At 69.7% G+C, this 11,250-nt stretch carries 11 protein-coding genes and 1 pseudogene; 9 read left to right on the top strand and 3 right to left on the bottom strand.

Annotation, left to right across the window (positions count from 1 at the left end):
* The first annotated feature begins 158 nt into the window (after nt 1-158).
* A complete protein-coding gene (locus STRTUCAR8_RS35025) occupies nt 159-749 on the top strand; it encodes an N-acetylmuramoyl-L-alanine amidase (RefSeq protein WP_006380968.1) in 591 nt (196 codons plus the stop codon).
* A gap of 141 nt (nt 750-890) precedes the next feature.
* Nucleotides 891-1,760 (top strand): 1-aminocyclopropane-1-carboxylate deaminase/D-cysteine desulfhydrase, encoded by an 870-nt coding sequence (locus tag STRTUCAR8_RS35020; protein WP_006380963.1) that lies wholly within the window; start codon nt 891-893, stop codon nt 1,758-1,760.
* A 6-nt stretch (nt 1,761-1,766) separates the two neighbouring features.
* On the opposite strand, the gene STRTUCAR8_RS35015 is transcribed toward STRTUCAR8_RS35020, so the two are convergent.
* Nucleotides 1,767-3,362, bottom strand: coding sequence for a Na+/H+ antiporter (locus STRTUCAR8_RS35015; protein ID WP_044473431.1), 1,596 nt, complete (start codon nt 3,360-3,362; stop codon nt 1,767-1,769).
* Between the two features lie 106 nt (nt 3,363-3,468).
* Here STRTUCAR8_RS35015 and STRTUCAR8_RS35010 point away from each other — a divergent pair, with 106 nt between their 5' ends.
* From STRTUCAR8_RS35010 to STRTUCAR8_RS35000, 3 genes are all read left to right on the top strand, one after another.
* Entirely contained in the window at nt 3,469-3,729 is a 261-nt protein-coding gene (locus STRTUCAR8_RS35010) for a UBP-type zinc finger domain-containing protein (RefSeq protein ID WP_006380972.1), read from the top strand.
* Between the two features lie 335 nt (nt 3,730-4,064).
* Nucleotides 4,065-4,478: an ATP-binding protein gene (locus STRTUCAR8_RS35005; protein WP_006380964.1), complete on the top strand. Its 414-nt coding sequence runs from the start codon at nt 4,065-4,067 to the stop codon at nt 4,476-4,478.
* Nucleotides 4,475-5,602 (top strand): RNA polymerase sigma factor SigF, encoded by a 1,128-nt coding sequence (locus tag STRTUCAR8_RS35000; RefSeq protein ID WP_006380973.1) that lies wholly within the window; start codon nt 4,475-4,477, stop codon nt 5,600-5,602. Before STRTUCAR8_RS35005 ends, STRTUCAR8_RS35000 begins: the two co-directional genes overlap by 4 nt.
* 9 nt (nt 5,603-5,611) lie before the next feature.
* On the opposite strand, the gene STRTUCAR8_RS34995 is transcribed toward STRTUCAR8_RS35000, so the two are convergent.
* Entirely contained in the window at nt 5,612-6,052 is a 441-nt protein-coding gene (locus STRTUCAR8_RS34995) for a hypothetical protein (RefSeq protein WP_006380971.1), read from the bottom strand.
* Nucleotides 6,053-6,192: 140 nt separating this feature from the next.
* Here STRTUCAR8_RS34995 and STRTUCAR8_RS34990 point away from each other — a divergent pair, with 140 nt between their 5' ends.
* Nucleotides 6,193-7,161: a diacylglycerol/lipid kinase family protein gene (locus tag STRTUCAR8_RS34990; RefSeq protein WP_006380969.1), complete on the top strand. Its 969-nt coding sequence runs from the start codon at nt 6,193-6,195 to the stop codon at nt 7,159-7,161.
* A gap of 318 nt (nt 7,162-7,479) precedes the next feature.
* Nucleotides 7,480-7,737: a WhiB family transcriptional regulator gene (locus STRTUCAR8_RS34985; protein WP_006380970.1), complete on the top strand. Its 258-nt coding sequence runs from the start codon at nt 7,480-7,482 to the stop codon at nt 7,735-7,737.
* Between the two features lie 185 nt (nt 7,738-7,922).
* Here the strand turns inward: STRTUCAR8_RS34985 and STRTUCAR8_RS34980 are convergent, their stop codons facing one another.
* Nucleotides 7,923-9,398 (bottom strand): sensor histidine kinase, encoded by a 1,476-nt coding sequence (locus STRTUCAR8_RS34980; RefSeq protein ID WP_006380974.1) that lies wholly within the window; start codon nt 9,396-9,398, stop codon nt 7,923-7,925.
* Nucleotides 9,399-10,001: 603 nt separating this feature from the next.
* Between STRTUCAR8_RS34980 and nagB the strand changes: the two genes are divergently transcribed.
* Nucleotides 10,002-10,787: a glucosamine-6-phosphate deaminase gene (gene nagB, locus STRTUCAR8_RS34975; RefSeq protein WP_006380965.1), complete on the top strand. Its 786-nt coding sequence runs from the start codon at nt 10,002-10,004 to the stop codon at nt 10,785-10,787.
* A 36-nt stretch (nt 10,788-10,823) separates the two neighbouring features.
* Nucleotides 10,824-11,236 (top strand): annotated as a pseudogene (locus STRTUCAR8_RS34970) (VOC family protein).
* The last annotated feature ends 14 nt before the right edge of the window (nt 11,237-11,250 follow it).

Here is an 11,250-nt window from a genome sequence, read left to right as displayed (position 1 = left end):
ACCGATATGGCGTCACGGACCGGATACGGGGACGGCGGGATCGGCCGGATCGGCTCGCACGCCGTGCGAACAATTCGACCTCGACCGCCGGATTCCGGTACAAGCTGCGGTACGAGGCGGTCACGACCGGTGGCCGTCGCGCAGCGAAGGAGACGGTCATGGCCCCACCCATGTCCGCCGGCGACTTTCTGGACCGGCTCAGGGAAGAAGGCGTCGACGTCGTCGAAGTGGGCGACTGGGTCCACCACAACCGCAACCACAAGGGCCCCTGGGGACCGGTCCACGGCGTGATGATCCATCACACGGTCACCCGCGGCAGCGAGTACACGGTGGAACTCTGCCGCGACGGTTACGCGGAGCTGCCTGGCCCCCTGTGCCACGGCGTCATCACCAAGGACGGGCGCGTCCACCTGGTCGGTTACGGCAGGGCCAATCACGCGGGCCTGGGTGACGACGACGTGCTGCGCGCGGTGATCGCGGAGAAGGCGCTGCCGCCGGACAACGAGGCCAACACGGACGGGAACCGTCACTTCTACGGCTTCGAGTGCGAGAACCTCGGCGACGGCGAGGATCCCTGGCCGCCGGCCCAGCTCGACGCCGTCGAGAAGGTCGCCGCGGCACTGTGCCGTCACCACGGCTGGACGGAGCGGTCGGTCATCGGCCACCTCGAATGGCAGCCCGGCAAGATCGATCCCCGGGGCTTCGGCATGCAGTGGCTGAGGGAACGGGTGCGGGACCGGTTGAAGTAGGAGTTTCCCCACCCCAGCCGCCCCTGCCCGTCCCATCCATGGGGCTGCGCCCCCAGACCCCCACTACCGGCCCTGAACGGGCCTTGCCCTCGAACTCCCCCAGAGGGGGAGCCCCAACGGGCTGGCAGGGACAATGGTCCCGTGTCCTCGCCCAGTCCCCTCCAGGAACTCCCCGACCCGCGCTTCACGCAGCGCGGCCTCCGGCTGTTCCTCAAGCGCGACGATCTCATCCACCCGGATCTGATCGGCAACAAGTGGCGCAAGCTGGTCCCCAACCTGGAAGCCGCCGCCGGACGGCCGATCCTCACGTTCGGCGGCGCCTACTCCAACCATCTGCGCGCCACGGCCACCGCCGGCCGCATGCTGGGCCTGCCCACGGTCGGCGTGGTCCGAGGCCAGGAACTCGCCGGCCGCCCCCTCAACCCCTCACTGGCCCACTGCGTGGCCGACGGCATGCGTCTGCACTTCGTCGACAGATCGACCTACCGGCACAAGGCCGACCAGGACACCCTCGCCGGCATCCGCCGGGCGGCCGGCGCCGAGGACGCCTACGTCGTGCCGGAGGGCGGCAGCAACGCGCTCGCCGTACGCGGCTGCCGCGCGCTCGGCGAGGAACTGCGCGGCCACGCCGATGTCGTCGCGGTCGCCTGCGGCACCGGCGGCACCCTCGCCGGCCTCACCGCGGGTCTCGCTCCCGAGCAGCGGGCCCTCGGCTTCCCGGTCCTCAAGGGGGGCTTCCTTGACGCGGAGATACGGGCCCTCCAGGACCTCGCCTTCGGCGGGCCCCGCGGCTCGTGGACCCTCGACGACCGCTTCCACTTCGGCGGCTACGCCCGTACGCCCCCCGGACTGAACGCCTTCGCCGACGACTTCGATGCCCGCCACGGCGTCCCCGTGGAACGTCTCTATGTCGCCAAGATGCTGTACGGACTTGTCGCCCTCGCCGAGGAGGGCGCTTTCGCGAACGGGACCACCGTCGCGGCGGTGGTCACAGGGCGCCCGTTCCCCTGAACCGCCCTACTCCGCCTCGCGGAACGCGGCCGCCTCCTCCAGGTCCAGGCGTCGCAGCAGGGTCCGCAGCATCTCGTCGTCTATGTAGCGCCCGTCCCGCAGCCGAACGAACACCTCCCGCTCCGCGCTGATCATCTCGCGGGACAGCCGCCGGTACGTGTCGTCCACCGTCTCGCCGGTCACGGGGTTGACCGAGCCCAGCCGCTCCCAGACGGCGTTCTGGCGGCGTTCCAGCACCATGCGCAGCCGGTCGGCCAGCGGAGGCGGCAGCGCGTTGCGCTCGTCCTCCAGCAGGCCTTCCAGGCGCCCCTGTGCCGCCCTGGACGCCTGCGCCTGGGCGTTGGCCTCCGCGAGCGTCTCGGCCTGCGCGTCACGCCCCGGCACCTTCAGCAGCCGGATCAGCGGGGGCAGCGTCAGCCCCTGGACGACCAGCGTGCCGATGACCGTCGTGAAGGTCAGGAAGAGGATCAGGTTCCGCTCCGGGAACGCCTCGCCGCCCTCCACCGTGAGCGGGATCGAGAAGGCGATGGCCAGCGAGACGACCCCCCGCATCCCGGCCCAGGAGATGACGAACGCGCCCTTCCAGGTCGGATTCGGCTCCCGTTCCCGGATCCGCGCCGACAGCAGCCGGGGCACGAACGTCCCGGGGTACACCCAGGCGAACCGGGTGACGACGACCGCGAGGAAGACGGCGATCGCGTACCAGGCGGCATCGACACCCTCGTACGCCCCGAGCCCCTTCATGACGACGGGCAGTTGCAGGCCGATCAGGGCGAAGACAGCCGATTCGAGAACGAAGGCAACCATTTTCCAGACCGCCTCCTCCTGGAGACGGGTCGCGAAATCGACCTCCCACGCGCGATGTCCCAGATAGAGCGCGACGACCACCACGGCGAGGACCCCGGAGGCGTGCACCTCCTCGGCGACCGCGTACGCGGCGAACGGGATCAGCAGGGACATCGTGTTCTGCAGCAGCGCCTCCTTCAGGCACCTGCGCAGCCAGTGGATCGGCACCATCAGAAGCAGCCCGATGCCGACGCCGCCGACCGCCGCGAGCAGGAACTCGCCGATCCCGCCCGCCCAGGTCGCGCCCTCCCCCACGGCCGCCGCGAGGGCGACGCGGTAGGCGGTGATCGCGGTGGCGTCGTTCACCAGGGACTCGCCCTGGAGGATGGTGGTGACCCGCGACGGCAGCCCGACCCGGCGTGCGATCGCCGTGGCCGCGACGGCGTCCGGCGGTGCCACGACCGCGCCGAGCACCAGCGCGGCGGTGAGCGGCAGTCCGGGCACGATCAGATAAGCCGCCCAGCCGACGGCGAGCGTCGCGAAGAGCACGTACCCCACGGACAGCAGTGCCACGGGCCGCAGTTGCGCGCGCAGATCGAGGTAGGAGCTGTCGACGGCCGCCGTGTACAGCAGCGGGGGCAGCATCAGCGGCAGGACGACATGCGGGTCGAGCGCGTAGTCGGGCACCCCGGGGACGTACGCGAACAGCAGGCCGGCCGCGACCAGCAGCAGCGGGGGCGGGACAGGGGTCCGGCGGGCCGCGGCGGCAATGGCGGCGCTCCCCGCGACCAGCAGGAGCAGTGGCATCACATGCATCGGTTTCGGCCCACTCTCGTTCCGCCCACTCTTGTTCGCCCACATTGTTTTTCGTGCGCTTCGGCTTCCGCGCGGCTTTCCGCACAGCCGTCGTAACCTGGCAATCATGAAACAGTGCACGCATGCCGACGCGCTGCCCCTCCCGGAACCAGAGCCCAAGAGCGAGACCTGTCCGGAGTGCCTGGCGTCCGGCACCCACCCGGTGCAGTTGCGCCTGTGCCTGGAATGCGGCCATGTCGGCTGCTGCGACTCCTCGCCGAACCGCCACGCGACAGAACACCACAAGGAGACCGGGCACCCGGTGATGCGGACCTTCGAACCCGGCGAGAGCTGGCGCTGGTGCTTCGTCGACCACGTCCTCGTATGACGGCGCACAAGCCCCGAATCGCCGCACCCCCGGCCCCGCACCCGTGTGAGCAGGGGCATTGGTGACCGAGGGCGTACTCGTGTGACTCTGGATCCGGACGGTTCGACCGTCTGACGCCTGGGTACGTCAACCCGGCGCGCGCTCTTCCCAATTGGGCCCGCAGACCCCTAGCCACTGTGCGTATCCATAGGTTTACTATGAGTGACAGCAAGGGGCTGGGGTCCCGGGACAGGAAAGTCCGGAGCGCGGTAGCGTCACCGCTGAACCACGTATCGCGTTACCCCGGGGGGCGACCCTCGGCCCCCGAAAGAGCTTGTACCACCTTGGAGGTGAGGGTGTCCCAGTTCGCAGGCGAGCCCGCGACCCAGGACTTCGTGGAAGTCCGGCTGCCGGCCGCGGGTGCCTACCTGTCGGTGCTGCGTACGGCTACGGCCGGCCTCGCGGCCCGTTTGGACTTCACCCTCGACGAGATCGAGGACCTGCGCATCGCAGTGGACGAAGCCTGCGCGATCCTGCTTCAGCAGGCCGTGCCCGGCTCCGTACTCAGCTGTGTGTTCCGACTGATCGACGACTCCCTGGAGGTCACGGTCTCGGCCCCGACCACGGACGGTCACGCCCCCGCGCGCGACACCTTCGCCTGGACCGTCCTGTCGGCCCTGGCGGGCCAGGTCGACTCGACCGTCGCCGAGGACAAGACCGTGTCGATCAGTCTCCACAAGAAGCGCGGCGCGGGACCCGGGCCGGCGTGAGGAACGGGGACGGGCCGGTGCGGGACGAAGAGCGCGGCACACGGGAGCTGCCCGGGGCGGGCAGCGGCGGCCCGGACGGGCCGCGAGGCACGGCGGACGCCGTTTCCGGCACCGCCGGGATCTCCGGCATCCCCGAGCAGGCCCGGCCGCACCCGGAGGACAACCCCCCGGAGGCCGGCTTCACGGACGACGGGCAGCTGGATCGGGAAGGTGCCGTGCAGAGTGCGCCCCTGGAAGGGCCGAATGAGGTCTCCCCTGTCCCCGCCGACGCGCGGGCTCAGGGAAGGCCGACAGGCGGGACGATGAGCGAGCACGAACGAGACGACGCGCCAAGCGCACAGCCGGCGGTGCAGGTCACCCAGCACTCCCCGACGGACCGCAGCGGAGCGCGCGCCCTGTTCTACGAGCTGCGCGCGCTGGAGCACGGCAGTGCCGAGTACGCGGAGCTGCGCAACCGGCTGGTGCGTATGCATCTCCCGCTCGTCGAGCACCTCGCGCGCCGCTTCCGCAACCGCGGTGAGCCGCTGGACGACCTGACCCAGGTCGCGACCATCGGCCTGATCAAGTCGGTCGACCGCTTCGATCCGGACCGTGGAGTCGAGTTCTCGACGTACGCGACCCCGACGGTCGTCGGCGAGATCAAGCGGCACTTCCGTGACAAGGGCTGGGCGGTCCGCGTTCCGCGCAGGCTGCAGGAGCTGCGTCTCTCGCTCACCACGGCGACGGCGGAGCTCTCCCAGCTGCACGGCCGCTCCCCCACGGTCCATGAGCTGGCCGAGAAGCTGGGCATCTCGGAGGAGGAGGTCCTGGAGGGCCTGGAGTCGGCCAACGCCTACTCCACGCTGTCCCTGGACGTCCCCGACACGGACGACGAGTCGCCCGCGGTCGCGGACACCCTGGGTTCGTACGACGAGGCCTTGGAGGGCGTCGAGTACCGCGAGTCCCTCAAGCCGCTCCTCGAGGATCTCCCGCCGCGGGAGAAGCGGATCCTGCTGCTGCGTTTCTTCGGCAACATGACGCAGTCGCAGATCGCCCAGGAGGTCGGCATCTCCCAGATGCACGTCTCCCGGCTGCTGGCGCGGACGCTCGCCCAGCTGCGGGAGAGGCTGCTGGTGGAGGAGTAGACCCTCGGGTCACTCCGACGCGTTGCCGGGCCCCCGGATCCCGAGGGCCCGGGTCGTCTCCTGGTTCACCAGCAGCACGAGCGCGGTGACCGCCACCACCCCCAGCACGATCCCGCCCGGAATGGCCATGCTGTCGGCCCGGAGCAGGTTGTAGGCGACGGGCAGCGCCATGATCTGCGTGATGACGGCGGGCCCGCGGCTCCAGCTTCGCCGCCCCAGCAGCCCGCGCGCGGCGAGCAGCGGCAGCAGCGCGAGCACGATCAGCGTGACACCGCCGGTGACGGCCTGCTGCCGGTCGTCCGGATCGCCCGTCAGCCCCAGTACGAGGATGAAGGCCCCGCCGGTCACGAGGGCAAGCCCCTCCAGCGCGGCGAGCACGGCCGCCGCGGTCAGCCGCAGGGGCCGCGGCTCTTCGGCGGTTTCCGAGGTGGGGGTCTGCTCAGCGCTCACCCCCAAAGGGTAGCCGCGGGCTCCACAGCGCTCGGCCGGGCCCCGGATGGGCGGGGGAAGCGCCCGGCTCACCTCCGCTTTTCTTACTGAGCCCTAACCTGCCCTGGGCCGAGTACCACCCAGTAGGTACCCTGCTTCGCATGCGTGCACTTCTCGTGGTCAATCCGGCGGCTACCACCACAAGCGCACGTACGCGCGATGTGCTGACCCATGCTCTCGCGAGCGAGATGAAACTCGAGGCGGTCACCACCGAGTACCGGGGGCACGCGCGTGACCTCGCCCGGCAGGCGGCGGAGAGCAAGGACGTCGAGCTGGTCGTCGCCCTCGGTGGCGACGGGACGGTCAACGAGGTCGTGAACGGCCTGCTGCACAACGGGCCCGACCCGGACCGGCTGCCCCGCCTCGCCGTGGTCCCCGGCGGCTCCACGAACGTCTTCGCCCGCGCCCTCGGTCTGCCCAACGACGCCGTGGAGGCCACCGGCGTCCTGCTGGACGCCCTGCGCGAGGACCGGGAACGCACGGTGGGCCTCGGTGTCGCGAAAGGCACCCCGGGGACCGAGGACGAGTCGGTGCCGGAGCGCTGGTTCACGTTCTGTGCGGGCCTGGGATTCGACGCCGGTGTGATCGGGCGTGTGGAGCAACAGCGGGAACGCGGCCGGAAATCCACACATTCCCTTTACCTGCGGCAAGTTGTGCGGCAATTCCTGGGCGAGGCCAATCGCCGGCACGGCACGATCACACTGGAACAGCCGGGCGCCGACCCGGTGACGGATCTGGTGCTGTCCATAGTCTGCAACACGTCCCCTTGGACGTATCTGGGTAATCGTCCGGTGTACGCCTCACCTAAGGCCTCGTTCGATACCGGGCTCGACGTACTCGGTCTCAGCCGTATGTCGACGGGTGCGGTTGCCCGGTATGGCATGCAGTTGCTCACTTCGTCCCCCGAGCGGGGACCCCATGGCAGGCATGCCACGGCCCTGCATGACCTGACGGACTTCACCTTGCATTCGAAGGTCCCTCTGCCCCTCCAGATGGACGGCGACCACCTGGGACTGCGAACGAGCGTGACGTTCACAGGCGTACGCCGTGCACTGCGTGTGATTGTGTGAGCGGAACGGGCTAAAGTCCTTCCACTCGAACGTTTAGGCCAGGGTCCACCCCATGGAAGTACGGCTGTGACCGAGCCGACACCGAGGAATCCAAAAAAACTTTCCGGTAGGGGTTGTATCCGCCGCTGAGGTTTGCGAGTCTCTAAGTGGCGATCGGGACGGCCCGCAACACCGGCCCCCGCAGAGAGCCAGAACCCCTCCTCACTTCAAGGACGACATCAGTCCGTCTGATGATCGGCCCTTCACTTGTTGAGGGATTCGTGAAAGCGTTCACATTCACAAGCAACGTGCATGTAATACCAAGGAGAGGTAGCAGCCATGGACTGGCGTCACAACGCCGTTTGCCGCGAGGAAGACCCGGAACTCTTCTTCCCCATCGGCAACACCGGTCCTGCGCTGCTGCAGATCGAGGAAGCCAAGGCCGTCTGCCGCCGCTGCCCCGTCATGGAGCAGTGTTTGCAGTGGGCGCTTGAGTCCGGCCAGGACTCCGGCGTCTGGGGTGGTCTCAGCGAGGACGAGCGCCGTGCCATGAAGCGTCGCGCCGCCCGCAACCGGGCCCGCCAGGCAACCGCCTGACAACCCACCCCGTAACAGCCTGAGCTTGGCGGCGCGTACAGCGAGTACGCATCTCCCGCCCCCGAGCCGCAGCGCGCAGTGCCCCCGATGCGCATAGCAACAGCGCGAACAAGCATATGAGCCCCGGACCGTTCCATGGTCCGGGGCTCATCGCTGTGCCAGGGCCGATCATCGCGGTGCGCGGGCTACTTGCCGGCGCGCACCGGGATGTCGAGGATCACCTGCGTACCCCGCTCGGGAGCGGGCACCATGTCGAAGGTGCCGCCCAACTCCCCCTCCACCAGCGTCCGTACGATCTGCAGGCCCAGGTTGCCCGAGCGGTGCGGGTCGAAGCCCTCGGGGAGACCGACGCCGTCGTCCTGGACGGTGACGAGGAGGCGGGACTCCTTGGTCGTGCCGCCCCGGACCGCCGAGACCTCGACCGAGCCGGTGTCGCCCGGTCCGAAGCCGTGCTCCAGGGCGTTCTGCAGGATCTCGGTCAGCACCATGGAGAGCGGGGTGGCGACCTCGGCGTCCAGAATGCCGAAGCGGCCGGTGCGCCGGCCGGTGACCGTGCCCGGCGAGATCTCGGAGACCATGGCGAGCACACGGTCGGCGATCTCGTCGAACTCCACGCGTTCGTCCAGGTTCTGGGAGAGCGTCTCGTGCACGATCGCGATGGACCCGACCCGCCGTACGGCCTCTTCCAGGGCCTCGCGCCCGCGCTCCGACTCGATACGCCGAGCCTGGAGGCGCAACAGGGCGGCCACCGTCTGGAGGTTGTTCTTGACGCGGTGGTGGATCTCCCGGATGGTCGCGTCCTTGGTGATCAACTCGCGTTCCCGACGGCGCAGTTCGGTGACGTCGCGGAGCAGGACGAGTGAACCGATGCGCGTGCCCTTGGGCTTGAGGGGGATGGCGCGGAACTGGATGACCCCGTCGACGGACTCGATCTCGAACTCGCGCGGCGCCCAGCCGCTGGCGACCTTGGAGAGCGCCTCGTCCACCGGCCCCCGGGACGGAGCGAGTTCGGCCGTGGTGACGCCCAGGTGCTGACCGACGAGGTCGGAGGCGAGGCCGAGCCGGTGGTACGCGGACAGCGCGTTGGGCGAGGCGTACTGGACGATGCCGTCGGCGTCGAGCCGGATCAGTCCGTCGCCGACCCGCGGCGAGGCGTCCATGTCGACCACCTGGTTCGAGAAAGGGAACGATCCGGCGGCGATCATCTGGGCCAGGTCCGAGGCGCTCTGGAGATACGTCAGCTCCAGGCGGCTCGGGGTCCGGACGGTGAGGAGGTTGGTGTTGCGCGCGATGACCCCGAGGACGCGTCCTTCCCGGCGGACGGGGATCGACTCGACCCGGACAGGGACCTCTTCGCGCCATTCCGGGTCGCCCTCGCGCACGATCCGGCCCTCGTCCAGAGCCGCGTCCAGCAGGGGGCGGCGGCCACGGGGGACGAGATGGCCGACCATGTCGTCCTGGTACGAGGTGGGCCCGGTGTTCGGCCGCATCTGGGCGACCGAGACGTAGCGGGTGCCGTCGCGGGTGGGAACCCACAGGACGAGGTCGGCGAAGGAGAGGTCGGAGAGCAGTTGCCACTCCGACACCAGCAGGTGCAGCCACTCCAGGTCGGAGTCGCTGAGCGCGGTGTGCTGGCGTACGAGTTCGTTCATGGAGGGCACGTGTGCGAGCGTACCCGCCGGTTCGGACCTGGCCGGAAACCGTGGCTGGGGGCGGGGCTCGAAAGGGCCCGGAAACACCCGCGGGCCGCGGCGCCTGAGAGGGACCCTCAGCCCTCCCGGCACCGCAGCCCGGAGCAGCAACGGCCGTGGGGTGTGCGGTCCCGGTCGGCCGATGGATGAGGAGCCGGCGCAGTCAGGGCAGAGAGCCCCGGTTCCTCGATCCGTCTTCCTGTGCGGGGAAGACGGAGGCTCTGGTCGTCGTACGTACAGCTGATCGATCGAACACTTCTCTACGCATTGTGGACTAGACCACAAGCCCTGTCCATGCGTTGGAGATTGTTTGTCGCTGTGGGATCACGAGCAGTTCGGATGCCTCAGGGTCGCCCGCTGGAACTAGTCGGACGTCCCAGCATCCACCATGCAGCCTAGCCTTGTTGGTTCATGTGCGGGGCCGGATCGACGGGGCAATTTCCGTGGGCCCCTCGGCGGCGAGGTTCACCGGCCGGGAGCCTGGGCCGGGAAACCCCGTTCTGTTAGATTGGTCTAAACCACATTGTTCCCCCGTACGTCTCTTGAGCGCTTCTCCAGATCGGCAGGCCCAGCGTGGAAGTTGTCATCGTTCCGGACGCCAAGGCGGGTGGCGAGCTCATCGCCGGGGCCATCGCACAGCTGCTCCGGCACAAGCCGACCGCACTGCTCGGCGTGGCCACCGGCTCGACCCCGCTGCCCGTCTACCAGGCGCTCGCGGCCCGGGCGGCCTCCGGGGCCGTGGAGATGTCCCGGGCGCGCATAGCCCAGCTCGACGAGTACGTGGGGCTGCCGGCCGACCATCCGGAGTCCTACCGTTCGGTGCTGCGGCGCGAGGTGCTGGAGCCGCTCGGGATCGGGATGGACGCGTTCGTCGGGCCCGACGGGACCGCCGAGGACGTACGGGGAGCCTGCGAGGCGTACGACAGGGCGCTGACGGAGGCCGGCGGGGTCGACCTCCAGCTGCTGGGGATCGGGACCGACGGACACATCGGGTTCAACGAACCGTGCTCGTCACTCGCCTCACGGACCCGGATCAAGACGTTGACCGAGCAGACCCGGATCGACAACGCGCGGTTCTTCGACGGCGACATCGGCCAGGTCCCGCACCACGTCATCACGCAGGGCATCGGCACGATCCTGGAGGCACGGCACCTGGTGCTGCTCGCCACGGGCGAGGGCAAGGCGGACGCGGTGGCGGCGACGGTGGAGGGGCCGGTGGCCGCGGTGTGTCCGGCGTCGGCGCTCCAGCTGCACCCGCATGCGACGGTGGTCGTCGACGAGGGAGCCGCTTCCAAGCTGAAGCTGGCCGACTACTTCCGGCACACCTTCGTCAACAAGCCCGACTGGCAAGGGATCTAGGTCTCCGGCGGGGCGTGACCGGGCTAGAAAGACCCTATGGAACTCACCCAGATACGCCTGCTGGTGTCCGACTTCCCCGCTGTCTACCGCTTCTACCGGGACGTGCTCGGGCTGAAGCCGCAGTTCGAGGCCGAGAGCGGCCCGTACGCCAAGCTCAGCCCCGACACCGGGCACGCCGCGATCGCGCTGCAGGACCGGGCGCAGCTGGCCGAGGTGCTGGAGCGGCTGGGTGCGGAGCCGGACGGGCACCGCGCGCTGGTGGCGCTGCGGGTGGACGACCTGGACGCCGCCCACGCCGAGCTCACCTCGCGGGGCGCGGAATTCCTCCGGGGCCCGGGGCCGATGGGCGACCGGATGCGGGTCGCCCATCTGGCGGACCGGAGGGGAACCTGATCGAGCTGCAGGAGTGGCTGGCGCTGAGGGAACAAGCCGGTACGGCGTCGGTGTAGGACGTGGCGGAAGG

The sequence above is a fragment of the Streptomyces turgidiscabies Car8 genome (assembly GCF_000331005.1).
Taxonomy (GTDB): Bacteria; Actinomycetota; Actinomycetes; order Streptomycetales; family Streptomycetaceae; genus Streptomyces; species Streptomyces turgidiscabies.
Note: the sequence above shows the minus strand (reverse complement) of the source record. Positions and strands in the feature narration are given on the sequence as shown.